The sequence below is a fragment of the Flavobacterium sp. KH_001 genome (assembly GCF_057840745.1).
The window spans coordinates 1,357,318-1,375,127 of the sequence record NZ_CM174520.1; the positions used below are offsets into that span (position 1 = coordinate 1,357,318).

A 17,810-nucleotide genomic window follows, 5' to 3' on the forward strand; every position below is an offset into this window, starting at 1 on the left:
TCATAAATTATAGATTCAATAATGAAAAAGTTTGTTTGTTGGATAATTCTCTTTTACAAGGGTGTGCCTTTGTGCCGGCAAGGATGTGTTCGTGTGCCTTATAGAAGTCCTTCTTAAAAAACATTTTTTTGAGTATAAAAGGTAAAAAGAATCCTTTTAAATGGTCATGGAGGGCGCTGTCGGAAGTGACAAAAAAATAACCTTGTTTTATAGATTCTTTAGCAAAAAACAGAATTCGTAATTGTAAATTTACTTTGTAACTTTGTAGCTTAATGTTTTACCAAATGAAATATAAAATATCTCTTTTTTTGCTTTTGATTTTTGTGTTGAATTCATGTCAAAATGAAAATGAAAAACGCCTTGCTGAAAATCTAAAAGTGGCAAAAAAGAACGAAAAAATATTTAACAATATTAATAAAGCCTGGGTCTTTATAGACGAACCAATTAATGAAGCTTCAGAGAAAAATGTAAGCTCCTGGAACGAATGGCGTGATTTTTTAAAAGAACTTGGTGAAAAACCTAGAAAGACAATTGGTGCCTTTCAGAAAAAGTCAACTGCTATTTCAAAAAAAGCGATGGCACTGAACAATAATATTCCTGCAGAATTTAATCAGCCTCAAATAAAAAGCCGAATTTCTATTTTGATTACAAAAGTCAAAATGCTGGATCTATTCATTCATTTGAGTGCGATTCCAGATGAGAAAGTAACTTTTCTGATTGGAGAAATCAACAAAGAATTGGTTTCATTAGAAAGACAAATGGACAAAATTGTTGAGAAAGCTAAAATCCCGAAAGAAGAAGGAGAAGCTGATTTTTTAAGAATGTTAGATACAACACGCGCGATTCCGAATTTACAATCTTCGCCTCTTATAGATAAAAATACGCCTAAAGTTGAGTAAAAACGCCTTATATACTACCTACGATAATCTGCCAAAAACAGAGCAGATTGCCAACCAATTGCTAGAGCAAAATCAGGTAAAAATGCATCTTAGCGGTTTGTTGGGATCAGCAGTTTCATTTATTATTCGCGCTGTTTTCAAAAAAACCGAATTGCCTTTTTTGATTATTTTAGACAATAAAGAAGAAGCTGCTTATTACTTGAACGATCTCGAACAAATGATCGGCGAGCAGGATGTATTGTTTTATCCGGCTTCATTTCGTCGTCCGTATCAGGTTGATGAAACTGATAATGCCAATGTTTTGCTTCGTGCTGAGGTTTTAAACCGAATCAATTCCCGTAAAAAACCAGCCATAATTGTTACGTATCCGGAAGCACTTTTTGAAAAAGTGGTAACACGTCAGCAATTAGATAAAAACACTTTAAAAGTTGCTTTGAACGATAAAATTTCAATTGATTTCATCAACGAAGTTTTATTTGAATACGAATTCAAAAGAGTTGATTTTATTACTGAACCGGGTGAATTCTCCGTTCGTGGTGGAATTGTTGATGTGTTCTCTTTTTCAAACGATCATCCGTATAGAATTGAATTCTTTGGGAACGAAGTTGACAGTATCCGAAGTTTTGATGTTGAAACGCAGTTGTCTGTAGAAACCCATAAAAAAATCACGATTATCCCGAATGTCGAAAACAAGATTTTTCAGGAAAACCGTGAAAGCTTCCTGGATTATATTGCAGAGAAAACCGTTCTTTTCATTCAAAATACAGACGGGCTTTTCAGTCAGTTAGACAAACAGTTCGCAAGGGCAGAAGAAGCTTTTGAGAAACTTTCAGGCGAAATTAAACACGCTACTCCGGAACAATTATTTTTAAATCAGAGTTCGTTTATTAAACGTGCCCTGGATTTTTCGATAGTAGAATTGGCCTCAAAACCAATTTTCAAAACTACAAAAAAGGTCGAATTTCATTTTCAGCCACAGCCTTCTTTCAACAAACAGTTTGATTTGCTGTTGAATAATTTGAGCGACAATCATTTTAACGGCTATAAAAATTATCTGTTTTGTTCGAATGATGCGCAGGCAAAACGCTTTCATGATATTTTCGAATCGCTAGATGAAGCGAATTCAGAGAATATTCGCAAGCAATATCACACGATTGTATTGCCTTTGTACCAAGGTTTTATTGATGAAGAAAATCAAATAACGGCTTATACCGATCACCAGATTTTTGAACGTTATCATAAATTCAACATCAAAAACGGTTATTCTAAAAAGCAAAATATTACACTAAAAGAATTGACTGCACTTTCCGTTGGCGATTATGTAACGCATATTGATCACGGAATTGGAAAATTCGGTGGCTTGCAGAAAATTCAGGTGGAAGGCAAAACGCAGGAAGCCATAAAACTGGTTTATGCCGATAATGATATCGTTTATGTAAGCATTCACTCGCTTCATAAAATCTCAAAATACAACGGAAAAGACGGAACGCCTCCGAAAATCTATAAATTAGGATCGAATGCCTGGAAGATTTTAAAACAAAAAACCAAAGCGCGCGTCAAACATATTGCTTTCAATTTGATTCAGTTGTATGCAAAACGCCGTTTAGAAAAAGGGTTTCAATTTGCGCCGGACAGTTATCTTCAAAACGAATTAGAAAGTTCGTTTATCTATGAAGATACACCGGATCAAACCAAGTCAACACAAGAAGTAAAAGCCGACATGGAAAGCGATCGCCCAATGGATCGTTTGGTTTGTGGTGATGTTGGTTTCGGTAAAACCGAAGTTGCGATTCGTGCCGCTTTTAAGGCGGTTGATAATAGTAAACAAGTTGCGATTTTAGTGCCGACAACTATTTTAGCGTACCAGCATTATAGAACTTTTACCGAAAGATTGAAAGATATGCCGGTTTCAATTGGTTACTTAAACCGATTCAGAACGGCAAAACAAAAAGCACAAACCTTAAAAGATTTAGCCGAAGGAAAACTGGATATTGTCATCGGAACACATCAGTTAGTAAACAAAAATGTGGTTTTTAAAGACCTTGGTTTATTGATTGTCGATGAGGAACAAAAGTTTGGTGTAAACGTAAAAGATAAATTAAAAACCATTGCTGCAAATGTCGACACATTGACATTAACCGCAACGCCAATTCCAAGAACACTTCAGTTTTCACTAATGGCCGCGCGCGATTTATCTGTAATTACAACGCCTCCGCCAAATCGTTATCCGATTGAGACAAATGTGGTTGGATTTAATGAAGAGATTATTCGTGATGCCATTTCGTATGAAATTCAGCGAAACGGACAAGTTTTCTTCATAAATAACCGAATCGAAAATATAAAAGAAGTGGCCGGAATGATTCAGCGTTTGGTACCAAATGCCAGAGTCGGAATTGGTCATGGACAAATGGAAGGCGCCAAACTTGAAGAATTAATGTTAGGTTTCATGAACGGCGATTTTGATGTTTTGGTGGCAACCACAATTATCGAAAGCGGTTTGGATGTACCCAATGCCAACACGATTTTCATCAACAACGCCAATAATTTCGGATTATCAGATCTGCATCAAATGCGAGGTCGAGTAGGGCGAAGCAACAAAAAAGCATTCTGTTATTTTATCTGTCCGCCGTATTCTTCTATGACCGAAGACGCCAGAAAACGTATTCAGGCTTTGGAACAATTCAGCGAACTAGGAAGCGGTTTCAACATCGCCATGAAGGATCTTGAAATTCGTGGTGCCGGAGATTTATTAGGTGGCGAACAAAGCGGTTTCATCAATGAAATTGGTTTTGATACGTACCAAAAAATCATGAATGAAGCCATCGAAGAATTGAAGGAAAACGAGTTCAAAGATTTATATCCGGAAGAGAATGATATTGAAACGAAGGAATATGTAAAAGATTTACAAATCGATACCGATTTTGAGTTGTTGTTTTCTGACGAATATATCAATAATGTTACCGAGCGTTTGAGTTTATACAACGAGTTGGGCTCTGTAAAAAATGAAGCCGAGTTGGTTATTTTCCAAAACAAATTAATTGACCGTTTCGGACCAATGCCTCCGCGCGCCAATGCCTTGATGAACAGCATTCGCATCAAATGGATTGCAACCAACATTGGAATCGAAAAGCTCGTGATGAAAAAAGGTAAAATGATTGGCTATTTCGTCTCCGATCAACAGTCTGATTATTATCAATCTTCTAAGTTCAGAAAGGTTTTACAATTTGTTCAAAAATACAGCTCACTTTGTCAGATGAAAGAAAAACAAACCCCAAATGGTTTAAGACTTTTGTTGACTTTTGATAATGTAAAATCGACCAAAAGAGCTTTGGAATTGATGGAATTATTAGGGGAGTAATTTTTTTGTTTTTTAGAAGCAGAAAGATTCTTTTTCAAAAGACGACCAGTCCCGCTATCCCTTTCAATCTTTTGCCCCGAACACCGGGACAAAAGGATTTTCAGTCCTATCGGGGCTAGTTAAGAACGTTTTATATTTCTATTTACCTTTTTTAAACCTTGTGTAGAAAAGTAAACATAAAAAAATGCCGGATGAAATTTTCATCCGGCATTTACTTTTTAAAAAATATTAATTCACGCTAATTCGTGAATTCGTGGCGAAAACTTATTATTTCACAATCAGCTTCTTTGTCACATTAAATTCATTCGAATTAATATTTATAATATAAATCCCCGAAGCTAAACTGTGATTAATTTGTCCTGAAGTCGAAAGTTTGTCTGTTAAAACCGTTCTTCCGTTCATGTCTGAAACCGTGATCGAAGCCATATCATCAGCTTTTAATTCAGGTATTAAAACATGAAATTCACTGTCAGTCGCCGGATTCGGATAAATCCCAATTACAGCTTCAGTTTCTGAAACAGCATCAATTTTTAAAGCCGATTTACCTGTTCCAACCGTTGTTGGTTCTAGTTGCCATTGTGCGCTGTACCAGCCATCTTGTGAATTTCCGTATTGTGCCGATCCTGTTTGGTTTTCAACATGAATAATGTTTCCTGATTGCCATCTGTTTCTCAATCTTGTCCATGTTCCATCAATATAATCACTAGACCATTGAGCACTCCAGAAAGTGGTATCGGTAATATTGCTTTGAACACTACCCGTTTGTCCTTCGATATTGATCAATTCACCAGTGGCTACATTTTTCAATACAAAATAAGTCGCATCAATAGCTATTTTTTGCCATTTGTAACTGTTACCAGAAATAGTAGTTCCGTAACCAACATTTGCTCCGGCATCAGATAAATAAGCTCCTGTCCATCTGTTTTTAATAGTGTAATAATTTCCTGTTGCAGTTGAAACGGTTACAGTACAAGTTGCTGTTTTGTTTCCACTCACTGTTGTTACTGTTATTGTTGCAGTTCCGTTTGCAACTGCTGTAATTAATCCCGAAGCATTTACCGTCGCTACAGCTGTATTGCCAGAACTATAAGTAACCGATTTATTTGTTGCATTAGCAGGAAGAATTGTCGGCGTCAATTGTTGCGTTCCTCCAACAGCCAATGAAGCTGTAGTTGGACTCAAACTTACACTCGTTACTGCAACATTTGTTGCATTTACCGTTACCGCACAAGTCGCTGTTTTTGCTCCATCCTGAGTGGTTACAGTAATAGTTGCAGAACCTGCTGCGATTGCAGTTATTAATCCAGTTGCGTTTACAGTTGCGATAGCCGTATTGCTTGAACTATAAGAAACCGTTTTGTTCGTTGCCGTTGCAGGCGCAACTGTTGGTGATACTTGTTGTGTGGCGCCAACCAATAAAGTGGCCGTTGTTGGCGATAAAGTAACTCCCGTCACCGCAACAACAGTTCCCGGATTCGAATCATACCAGGCGTTGTTCATGTACCAGCCTGTTTTGTTTCGGCTTAAATCGGCAGATTGACTTGTTCCGTCATTAAAAATTAAATTCGTTGAAGTTACATTGGTGAACGTATAACTGTACCATCCATTTCCTGCATCAGTCATATTAACTCCCGGCCAGATTGCATTTGCCAAAACTCCTGTTGGTAAGGCGCTCCAATAATAAATTTTAATTCCAGTTCCCCAATTGGATGGTTTGTAGAAATACACCGTAAAATTACTATTTGGATTTACCGTAATGGAAGCAACTGCGGTTTTATTTCCATCTTGCGTTGTAGTGGTAATATTGGCTGTTCCTGCTGAAACTGCTGTTACAAGTCCGCTTGAATTTACAGTTGCAATTGCAGTATTGCTTGAGGTATAACTTACGTTTTTATTAGTAGCATTTGCTGGTAAAACGGTTGCGGTAAGCTGTTGCGTATTTCCTGCGTATAAACTTGCCGTAGTTGGTGTAACACTTACTGAAGCAACTGGAATCGCTGCAACCGTTACAGCAGAAGTCGCTGTTTTGTTGCCATCAACAGTTGTAGCTGTAATTGTAGTTGTTCCCGCAGCAACTGCTGTAACTAAACCGGAAGAATTTACGGTTGCAACCGCTGTATTGCTTGATGTCCAGTTTATATTTTGATTTGTTGCATTCGCCGGAGCGATCGTTGCACTTAATTGTTGCGTAGAACCCAAACCAACCGTTACCGTCGATGGGCTAACAGAAACGCCTGTTACCGCAACAACCGGAGCGTTGGTATTGGTTAAAACCAAATATTCATAAGCCGCAAATGATCTTGTCGCACCTGCAGTTAAAGTTACAGAAGCATTATTGTTGTATGGATTTACATAAGTTCCCGCCAATGCGGCCGGAATAACATATGATTTAGAAGCGTTTCGTAAATTTGACATTACGATTACTTTTTCAGTACCTAATGTTTTAGTGAAAATGCTGATATCATCATTCGCATACATTGTTAAATCTCCACGTCTAATGGCTGCGCTTGAGGTTCTAAAATTTAAAATCTTGGCAAAATCAGCAGCAGCAGTTGGATTTTGAGACCAATTGAATTTAAAGCCTTGCCAAGGCCAGTCGGTTTTGGGTTCGTAGTCGATTTCTTGTCCGCTCATTAAAAAAGGAACTCCTTTCATATAAGCTGAAACCAAAAAGTTGGCTACAATTCCGTTGTGATTATTGAAGATTACGAATGGTCTTTGCACACCATTATCATTGGTATATGTATCATGATTTCCGGTATAACGAACTGCTTGGTTAGAACCTGTTGCATTGGCATATTCGTAATCATTGATCGTTTGAAAACGAGTCGAAACCGGACCGCCGGCAGCCACATCTTTTAAGGCATTCCAAAACCATCTGTCACCAAAGTTCATGTCAAAACCTGCCGTAAAATTGGCTTGTCTGTCTCCTTCGGCTAACATTAATAATTTATGAGAAGAAATTCCACGAATGTTTCCGATAACTTCTGACCAGAAATCCAGGGGAGGATTATTGGCATAATCGCAACGGTATCCGTCAACGTTTGCAGCTAAAATCCAATAACGCATCGCATCTTTTATAGCATTTCTTGTAGCTGAACTGTTAAGGTCAAGCGCAGCAATATCGGAGAAGTTTCCTAATTGCTGAATGGTTGTACCGCTTCTCATATAATACTCAGGATGCGTGGTTGTCCAGGCATTATCCCAAGAAGTACCATTGATGGCGATATCCAAAATAACGGCCATTCCACGACTATGAGCTCCATCAACTAAAGTTCTTAGATCGGAAAGCGAACCATATTCTGAGCCAACGGCTTTAAAATCTTTAATACAATAAGGAGAAGGCGAGCTTCGAGAATCAGTACCGTGAGGGTAAATAGGCATTAAATAAATAACGTTGGTACCGAGTGTTTTAATATTATCTAAACGGGCGGTTACTCCGGCTAAATTTCCGTTGGCACTAAACGGACGAATATGTACCTGATACATGTTGACATCCCTGGTATCGGGAACACCGGCAAATGGCGTACCATACTGAGGCGGATCTTGTGCATAAACGGAACTTGCAAATAATAATAGAAAACAGATTACTGCTTTCGTGAAATGAAATAATCTAGTGGTAATTTTGATTTTCATAATTTCGGTTTTTTGCATGCTTGTCAGCATCTCTAACTAAAATTCATTCTCACTCGCATTGGTTTTAAATTCGACAAACATTTTGTGGTTAATAGTTTTCAAGTAGTAAAATTTTAATTTCTGTCTAAAAAAGACATAGGTATTGCCACGAATTTCACGAATTAGCACAAATTTTAATCTGCAGCCTTAATTCATGCCAATTCGAAATTCGTGGCAAAAAGCTTAGAAACTTAGTGTCTCAGAACCTTAAATTATAACTTTTTCAATCCCTTTAATTCTGTAGCATTTCCTTCTTTGATGCTGATGGCAACACCTCCGCCCGGAGCTAAATACTGTTTTAAAATTGTTTTTGAGGTTACAACAACTTTAGTGACAGTATATTTCTGTGGATTTTTATCCCAGTTGGCTTCTTTAGCATCGGCATAAATAGTGGCAATGAATTTTTTTCCGGCAGGTAGATAATCAAATGTGATATTAGCCGTTCTTGCATTTTCGTCTGTGATTCCTCCCACAAACCAAGCATCTTTTCCTTTGGCTTTACGTGCGATTGTGATGTAATCTCCTGGTTCAGCTTCTAAAATATAACTGTTGTCCCAATCGACTGCAACATCTTTAATGAACTGAAAAGCATCTGGAAAACGTTCGTAGTTCCCCGGAATATCAGCCGCCATTTGCAACGGGCTGTACATGGTAACATAATACGCTAATTGTTTTACCAAAGTGGTGTTGACACGTTGTGTACTTCCAGTTCCGTAATACGAAAGATCAGTTTGGAAAATCCCCGGAGTATAGTCCATTGGGCCTCCCATTAATCTTGTAAAAGGCAAAATAGTAGTATGATCCGGTGCTAAACCTCCCATCGATTCAAACTCAGTTCCGCGAGCAGATTCTTGTGCAATCCAGTTTGGGAAAGTTCTGTTTAAACCTGTTGGTCGAACCGCTTCGTGACTGTCAATCATGATTTTATAATCGGCGGCACGTTTGGCCACATTGATATAATGATTCACCATCCATTGCCCGTCATGATGTTCGCCACGCGGAATAATTTTACCTACATATCCTGTTTTTACAGCATCGTAACCGTTGTCATTCATAAATTGAAAAGCACGATCTAAACGACGTTCGTAATTGGTTGCAGATCCTGAAGTTTCGTGGTGCATGATAATTTTAACTCCTTTTGAAGCCGCATATGCATGAACCGCTTTTACATCAAAATCAGGGTAAGCAGTAACGTAATCAAAAACTTCTTCTTTCCAGTTGTTGATCCAGTCTTCCCATCCAATGTTCCATCCTTCGATAAGGATTGCATCGAAACCATTTTTAGAAGCAAAATCAATATATTCTTTTGCTCTTTCTGTTGTAGCTCCGTGTTTTCCATTCGGCGTAAGCTTTGTGAAATCATCAGTTAGTTTTACGTTGTTTTCTTTTCCGAAAGCCCAGGTGCTTCTTCCTGCCACAAAATATTCCCACCAAATCCCGATGAATTTTACCGGTTTGATCCAGGAAACATCTTTATAGCTTGTTGGCTCATTAAGGTTCAGAATTAATTTTGAAGCCAAAATCTCCGTTGCTTTATCACTAACGACAATAGTTCTCCAAGGCGATTGGGCATCAGTTTGCATATAACCTTTTGCACCCACTGCATCAGGCGCTAAGTGACTGCGCATTTTGTTATTTACAGCATCAACTTCAAGATACATTGCAGGATAATTGATTAAACCAGCTTCGTGAATATTGATGTATAAACCATCGTCAGACTTCATCATAGATGGCGTTTGAACAGCAAGTTCTTTAATTGGCCATTGCGAATTAATTTCGATCGTCGCTTTTTTCATCAGGGAAGGAATCTCAGAAATTTTCGAAGTCGTATACGCATATTCATTGGTATCATAATCTCCCGGAATCCAGAAAATTTTATGATTTCCAGCCAAATTAAATTCAGAACGCTCTTCTTTAATCACAAAATAACTCAGGTCATTTTGCTTCGGAAATTCATATCTAAAACCTAATCCGTCATTGAATAAACGGAAACGAATGCGAATATATCGGTTGTTGTTTTTTGCTTGCGCTAAAGTGACAACCAACTCATTGTAATTGTTACGAATTGTTTTTTCTTCTCCTAAAACCGGATTCCAATTTTCATCAACAGAGGATTGTGCTGTATTTGTTACGGTAAAACCATCCAAAAACGAAGGCAAATTTTGAAGCTCTAAACCCAAAGAACTTGGTTTTATAACTGCTTTTTGTTTATATGATAATTGGTAAGACGGAATTCCGCCTTCTTTTAATTCAAATTTTAAGGAAAGATTTTTGTCTGGCGAATTGATTTCCTGTGCCTGAATCCATAAGGAATTCGCACACACGAAGAGTAAAAGCGCTAGTTTTTTGCTCAAACGAATTTGAAGCATTTTTTGGGATTGAAAATTCATGTTATTTAGTTTTTTGCAAAGCTAATTTTTAAAATTGCTTTAGTATTAGTTTTTCAATACTAAATATTGAAAAGGTTGTAGTGTCACTTCGGCACCAACAGTTACGGCATTTCCGCTAAAAGCATCTTTCCATGTTCCTTTTAATGTAGGAGCAACCAAATATTTAACAGCTGAATTTGTTAAATTAGAAAGAACCAGCACTTTTTCATTATCGTTTACCATTGTAAAAGCACTTACGGCACTAGTACTGTATCCTGTATAAGTTCCTTTTTTTATAGCATTACTAGCATTTCTGAAAGCGATTATTTTTTTGTATTCTGCCAAAACAGCTGCATCAGCAGTAGACCAGTCGATCGGCGTTTTTGCAAAATAATTGATTCTTTGATTATATCCTACTTCTTGTCCGTTGTAAATCATTGGAACAGATTTCAAATACGCAGCAACAACAAATGTAGCTATAGAGCCTTCTTTTCCTCCAAAAAGTTCATAAGGAGTTCCTTCGGAAAGGTTCACATCATGATTGCTTGTATATCTTACAATTCTATTTTCAGGTTTGTAATTGTTTGCATATTCAGCAGCGTTTGAATCCTGAATAGTAGTGGCAGATTTATTTTCCTTGAAAAGTTTTTCCAAAGTCGAGAAAAAGTTAAAACCAAATGTATAATCAAAACCAGAGGCAAAATGATTCACTTTTGTACCCTCAGCAAGCATTAATATGTTTTGATTTTTTTTGATGTTTCTTAATTTCGTAATTGCATCTGTCCAAAAGTTTTGAGGAACGAAATCAGCGTAATCGCATCTGAAACCATCAATGTTTGCATTGTAAATCCAGTATGACATTGCATCAATCATGGCGTCTTTCATTTCTGCATTATTGAAATCTAATTGCGCAACATCATTATAATTTGTTCCCGGAGGAATGATGATTTCTCCTTTATCATTTTTTTGATACCAATTTGGATGTTGTGTAATCCAGGCATTATCCCAAGCTGTATGATTGGCAACCCAGTCCAAAATTACAGCCATGTTTTTTTTGTGTGCCTCTTCAACCAAAACCTGCAGATCTTGTAGCGTTCCAAAATCAGGATTTACTGCTTTGTAATCTTGCACAGCATAAGGTGAACCAAGTTCTCCTGAAGCTTTTATTTTTCCAACAGGATAAACAGGCATTAGGTAAATCACATTTACGCCTAATTCCTGAATTTGGGCAAGGCGGTCCTGAACACCTTTTAAAGTTCCTGCCTGACTAAAAGCACGAATGTTTACCTGATAAATGATGGCGTCTTCCTTCTTTGGCATTTTTTCAAAAGAAGCACCATATTGGGTATAAGGGGAAGGGGTAATAGGGGTGGAATTGTCATCAGAAGAACTGCACGAAATAAAAGCCAATGCAATTAGCAGCGTGTAGACGATGTTTATATTTGATTTCATATTTTTTAAATTTGATTAAATAAGTACAAAGTTTAAAGATATCCTGCCTTTCGCTCAAAAAGGCAGGTATCACTCAAACTAATCTAGCTTATTTTAATGTTAGATTATTTTTTAACTATAGTACAAGTTGCAGTTGCAGGGTAACCATTTGATACCGGATCTACTTCGTTTATTGTAAAGGTTACTTCATAAGTTCCCTCTATTCCAATGCTATAAGCAGCTGTATTACCAAGGTTAATTGTATTGGTTGAAGCATCTGCAGGACCATAGTTTACGTCCCAGGAATTATTTAATCTAAACTTTAAGGCTCCTGGTAGTAGGGTGGTAGTAATTTTCCATGTTTTGTTTTGATGATCATAGCTCATTGGAGTACTTGCATCCCAACTTCCTGCTGTTGCTGTTCCAACAATTCCCCATGAATAAGGTGTGCCGCTCCATTTTAAAGTATTTAAATTTACTTTTATTTGATATGAACCTGCTCCCGGAAGTGTTAAATCCGTATCACTCATGTTTTTTAAATCAGCATTTGTTGCACCTGCACCGTAGAATTGAGCCCAGTTTCTTGCTTTATTTAATTTAAACCCAGGACCGGCACCTTCAGGCACAGTCATATACCCCTGATAAATTCCTACTTGTATTTCAGTTAATGCAGCTGCTGTTTCTATACCCCATCCCTGATAACTTCCCGGCATATAGATTTCGCCGAACACCACTACTTTTTCGTAAGGTGTAACCGTTATTGTGACAGGATTTGAATAAATTCTATGATCCATTGAAGACTCTACACGTATTACTAATTCTCCTGGAGTATTAGGTTTTAAGCCTAATTCTGTCGCGATTTTGTTCAATTCGAAGACCGTAAAAGATTTACTTAAAACATCTTCACCAACTTCAACTCGTTTAGCTTTTCCCCAAGCCTCGCTTCCTTTGATGTCAGTCGTTAAGTCAAATTGTAGCGCATAGGTAACAGGTGCCGCGATTGGATAAGTCACTTTTGGCCATGAAACAAGTAACGCTTGCTGATCAGACACATCTTCTTTAAGCACAATTGTTTTCGATGAAACTTCAATCGCAGAAGGGAAACTTACTTTTGCTAAAGTTGTTAGTTGCCCATCAGTTTCGCAGGAAGCAGCTAAAAAAAGCAAACTGCCTAGTACGAATAATTTATTTATATATTTTTTCATAATAGTTTTTTGTTTTTAGTAACCAGGATTTTGTTTAAGTCCGGGATTAGCATCTAAAGCAGATGTTGGAATTGGGAACAATTTTCTGAAAGCAGGAGATGCTGCTCTGAACTCGTTTGCTAATAAAAATTTGTCAAAACGAATCATATCTTGTCTTCTGTGACCTTCCCAGTTTAATTCGAACCCTCTTTCGTTATAAATGTCATCCAGAGTTGGGTTTCCTTCCAAAGGATCTAATCCCGCACGTTGTCTGATTTGATCGACGAAAGGTTTTGCAGCAGCAGGATTTCCTAAACGAGCATTACACTCTGCCATCATTAAAATTACATCAGCATATCTGTAAATCGGGAAGTCATTTGAAGCTCCTCCACCAGTTTGTGCTCCTGCAGGATAAAATTTAATGTTGCGAACGCCAGCCTGAGGATCAGCTCCCGGATCATCTAAAGAAGCCACATCAAGAGTATAATTAAATCCGCCTTTTTGTTCTCCAACTAAAAACTGTTTTCTTCTAATATCCTTTAAGTCGTATTTCAGGAAGAAATCTTTAGGAACTATAGTTCCGTTCCAGGTGTCAAAACCAAATAAAGCTTTTCCATGTGGTCCATACAAACTACGATTGGTGTAAATATTACGTGATACAACATCAAGAGTAGCATAGATAGGTAAAATAGTTTCATCGTCTGGCAGTACATCTCCAAACAATTCGTAATATTTATTTCCCAGAGGACTATTAGTATTTTCTTCACCTGAATGCAATGTAAAACCACCTTCGCTTACTTTGTTACAAGCAGCCAGACACTCGTTCCATTTCGCTTCTCCTGTATATACCTGAGCATTTAGATATACTTTTGCTAATAATGTATATCCGGCCCATTTATTAAATCTTCCGTAATAATTTCCACCTTTTGTTATTGAAAGTAATTCTACATTTTCTGTTAATTCCTTTACAATAAAATCAAATACTACTTTACGGCTTGCCTGAGGAATCTTGTCTACCGTAATATTATTATCAGTATAAAAAGGAACATCTCCAAAATCATCAATCAATAAATAGTAAAAAAAAGCACGCACTACTTTTGCTTCCGCTATTTTTGAAGGATCAGCATTTCCTTTTTCTAATAACTCAACTGCTAAGTTGGCTTTGAAAATACCATTGTATAACCATCTCCAGGTATTATTAATAATGCCCTCGCTTGGAAGCCATACATGTTTGTGCAAACGGGCAAAATCCTGTTGCCAGTTACCGTCATTTCTATGCGGAATAACCTGCTCATCCGATGACATACAGTTCATATCATACCAGCCGTTATCAGCTCCTGCATAACCTACTCCAGGGACACCTTTGCGTTCAAAATCACCCGGAATTTCAGCATAAACACTTGCCAATGCAATATTGGCTCCCTCAGGAGTTCCGTAAAAGCTGTCAGGTTGATATTTATCGTATACATTTTCGTTTAAATCTGTACAGCTAAAAAGGGTTAGGAAGCATACACTTCCTGCTATTACTATATTTTTAATTTTCATTTCTTTTTACTATTTAAATTTTACAGTCAAACCAAATGCAATGCTTCTGGTACGAGGATAAATACCTTTATCTCCTCCAAAAGTTTCTTCATTATTTGCGCTTACGTTCAATTCTGGGTCCAAACCTGTGTAATCTGTGATAAGAAGCAAATTGTTTCCTGTAAGAGAAAGTCTAATATTGTCTACATATTTGTCAGTAAAACGGAAAGTATATCCTGCTGTAACATTATCCAGGCGTATGTATGAACCATCTTCTAACCATATATCAGATCCGTATGGAGAAGAACGAATTCCTTTCTCAACACCGCTTTCTAAAATATTTGAACTACCCGTATTCTCCAGCATGCTCAACCTTTGGTTAAGAGTGTTGTAGATTTTATTCCCACCGGAACCTCTCCATAACATAGACGTATCAAAATTCTTGTATCTGTAAGTCGGATTAAATGCAAATGTATAAGTTGGTAATGCTGATCCTGCATTATAGCGATCTGCGCTTCTGGCACCTTGATCTATAAGTCCGCTTCCATCACGATCCTTTACAGTTTCGACACCATTCCCATTAACTCCGGTATGCTCTAAAATAAAAAATGAACCAATTGGTTGTCCTTGTACTAAATAGGAGTTTGGTGCGCCCCAGCCCACATAATTAGTATTTAAAGGAATACCATTAATGCTGCCGCTTAAATTAAGCACTTCGTTTTTCATGAAGGATACGTTTCCTGCTAAGGTAAGTATGCTGTTTTCTGATTTAATAACATCATACGCAAGAGCAACTTCTAAACCTTTGTTTGAAATACTTCCTACGTTTGCTTTAATTTGATCGTATGGATAAGGTGGTTGCGGTACAGTGTAGTTGAACAATAAATTATCTGTTGTGGAATCATAAACATCTACACTACCTCTCAACCTATTGTCTAGAAGAGCAAAATCAAGTCCAATATTGGTTTGTTTTTTGGTTTCCCATTTCAAATCAGCATTTGCATTTTGAGAAATACCAAAATTGGTAATAAGCGATCCTCCAAAATAAATAGTTCCGGCACTATCCACTAACGGCAGTGAAGTTTGTGGCACAAGACCTTGCTGATTACCAGTTTCCCCATAACCTACGCGTAATTTTAATTCAGAAAATAAATTCTGATTGGTCATGAATGATTCTTTGTTAATTTGCCATGCCACAGATGCAGACGGGAAATTTCCCCATTTGTTGTTAGTACCAAAAACAGATGAACCATCTCGTCTGATACTTGCTGTGAGTAAATAACGATCTAATAAAGAGTAGTTTAATCTTCCTAAATAAGAAACTAAAGACCTGTCATTTTTATAAGATCTGATATCTGCAGCTCTCACTTTAGATAAATCACCGAACTGAAGTGCATTGTAACTAGCTTCATCACTGATAAAACCTCTTGCCTGAGTGAAATTACCCTGATAAGTTTGACTTTGCCATTCGTATAAAGCCAATGCATTAAAGCTATGGATTCCGAAAGACTTTTTGTAGTTAAGACTTAGATTGGTTAATTTTTCATTTTGTCTGTTATTTTCAATATTACCAAAACCGTTTTGCTCAACTGCATCTGCAAAAGTAGATTTTGCCGGCATATAATATCCTGCAGTTCTATTCGTCTTTCTCCAGCTTCCAAACCAGTTTGCTGAAAAACCTTTGCCTAAATCTAACTCTGCCTTTAAACTTCCAAATAAATTGTCATTTTGAGTTTCATTGGTAACTTCTTGTGCAGCTGCATAAGGATTTAAGTAATGAAATACGGTCGGATCTGTAAAGTAGCTTTCATCAGTATTAAAAACAGGATCTGTTGGTCTGGCTAATAATGCATTTGTAATTAGGTTAGATGAATAACCTACGGTTCCAATATTCCCAATACTGCTTGTTACATTATTTACTCCTGTATTTAAATTAAAAGTCAATTTTAATTTGTCATTCAGCGCCAATTGCGTTGCTTGTAAACGACCAATATATTTTTGATTGCTTGAATTAATGACTACACCATCTTGCAGAATAGCCGTGATAGATGCTCTGTAATTAAATTTATCAGTTCCTCCACCAAATGATAGCGTATGCGTTTGTGTGATTCCGGTTTGCGTTAAAAGACCGTACCAATCTGTATTCGAACCATGATTTGAAGAGGCCGGAACACCAACATTTTGAGCAGTTTCCCACCACTGATTTGCATCCAGCATATCCAATTTTTCTGGAATAAAATCTATAGAAGTGTATCCTATATATTCCATCGTAGTTTTGCCTGCTTTATTTTTTTTTGTGCTTACAATGATAACCCCAGGTGCTCCTCTTGAACCGTAAACCGCAGTAGCTGAAGCATCTTTTAAAATATCTATGCTTTCAATCTCACTTGGCGGAACCTGATTTAACAAATCCATGTTTCCCTGAATTCCATCAACCACTACAAGCGGATCATTTCCTCCAATTAAAGAAGAAATACCACGAATACGAACACTTGGTGTTGAACCTGGTTCACTTCCAACCTGAGTAATATTTACACCCGCAGCTTTTCCTGAAATCAAGGACAATGGATTTACAATTGCACCCTGATTCATGTCTTTTGCTGCTACGGAGGAAACGGCTCCCGTAACATCTCTTCTGGAAGCAGTACCATAACCCACTACTACAATTTCTTGTAAATCAGTTGCATCCGGAATAAGCTGAATATTTATAATACTTTGATTAGCGGTTACTTTTTTTTCTTTATATCCAATAAAGCTTACTATGATTACAGATGAAGTGCTTTCAACTGTAATCTTGTATTTTCCATCAAAATCGGTTACCATTCCATTTCTGGTTCCTTCTTCAAGAACAGAAGCTCCGGGTAATGGCAAACCATTTTCATCAGTAATAACACCAGAAACCGTTTGTTTTTGATATTTAACGACCTCCGTTTTTAGCTCGGGCTTTTTTAAAATGATCTGAGTATCTCTAACTTTAAATTCAGTTGGAGTTCCTTTAAAAAGTTTATCTAAAACAATATTTATGGGTTGATCTTTCACAGAAATTGAAATTGTTCGATCTAAATCGATATCACTCAATTTGTAAATAAATCTGAAATCTGTTTTTTGTTCTATGGTCTCAATAACCTTCTCGATGGTTGAATTGTTTAATTCCAGGGTTACTTTTGTCTTTTGGGCATAAGTATTCCCTCTAATATTAAACATGGCGACCAAAATAAGTAGTGTAGTTAGTTTCAATTTTAGGTCATTTTGGAACACTCGGTATAGAAACCCAGTATTCTTTGATTTTTTTTTCATAATTTTGTTAATTGATTGTAGTTAATTCGTTATATTCAATCACTTAGTTAATCGGAAATTGTTCGCAGCTCTT

Annotated in this window: 8 protein-coding genes; 2 read left to right on the forward strand and 6 right to left on the reverse strand. The window is 37.1% G+C overall.

Annotated elements, in window-relative coordinates; genetic code table 11:
* Positions 1 to 284 precede the first annotated feature (284 nt).
* Positions 285 to 899, forward strand: coding sequence for a hypothetical protein (locus AC3ITQ_RS06035; RefSeq protein WP_489237301.1), 615 nt, complete (start codon positions 285 to 287; stop codon positions 897 to 899).
* Positions 892 to 4,257, forward strand: a complete 3,366-nt coding sequence (gene mfd, locus AC3ITQ_RS06040) for a transcription-repair coupling factor (RefSeq protein ID WP_489237303.1) — start codon at positions 892 to 894, stop codon at positions 4,255 to 4,257. The genes AC3ITQ_RS06035 and mfd overlap by 8 nt, the downstream gene beginning before the upstream one ends.
* Before the next feature lie 267 nt (positions 4,258 to 4,524).
* Here mfd and AC3ITQ_RS06045 read toward each other — a convergent pair whose 3' ends face one another.
* From AC3ITQ_RS06045 to AC3ITQ_RS06070, 6 genes are all read right to left on the reverse strand, one after another.
* Complete coding sequence (locus AC3ITQ_RS06045) at positions 4,525 to 7,893, reverse strand: Ig-like domain-containing protein (protein WP_489237305.1); 3,369 nt, start codon at positions 7,891 to 7,893, stop codon at positions 4,525 to 4,527.
* 251 nt (positions 7,894 to 8,144) lie between these two features.
* Entirely contained in the window at positions 8,145 to 10,322 is a 2,178-nt protein-coding gene (locus tag AC3ITQ_RS06050; protein ID WP_489237307.1) for a glycoside hydrolase family 97 protein, read from the reverse strand.
* A 45-nt stretch (positions 10,323 to 10,367) separates the two neighbouring features.
* Positions 10,368 to 11,753, reverse strand: coding sequence for an alpha-amylase family glycosyl hydrolase (locus tag AC3ITQ_RS06055; protein ID WP_489237309.1), 1,386 nt, complete (start codon positions 11,751 to 11,753; stop codon positions 10,368 to 10,370).
* A gap of 104 nt (positions 11,754 to 11,857) precedes the next feature.
* Positions 11,858 to 12,937, reverse strand: coding sequence for a SusE domain-containing protein (locus AC3ITQ_RS06060; RefSeq protein ID WP_489237311.1), 1,080 nt, complete (start codon positions 12,935 to 12,937; stop codon positions 11,858 to 11,860).
* A 15-nt stretch (positions 12,938 to 12,952) separates the two neighbouring features.
* A complete protein-coding gene (locus AC3ITQ_RS06065) occupies positions 12,953 to 14,461 on the reverse strand; it encodes a RagB/SusD family nutrient uptake outer membrane protein (RefSeq protein WP_489237313.1) in 1,509 nt (502 codons plus the stop codon).
* A gap of 9 nt (positions 14,462 to 14,470) precedes the next feature.
* Positions 14,471 to 17,677 (reverse strand): TonB-dependent receptor, encoded by a 3,207-nt coding sequence (locus tag AC3ITQ_RS06070; RefSeq protein ID WP_489237315.1) that lies wholly within the window; start codon positions 17,675 to 17,677, stop codon positions 14,471 to 14,473.
* Positions 17,678 to 17,810: the final 133 nt, after the last annotated feature.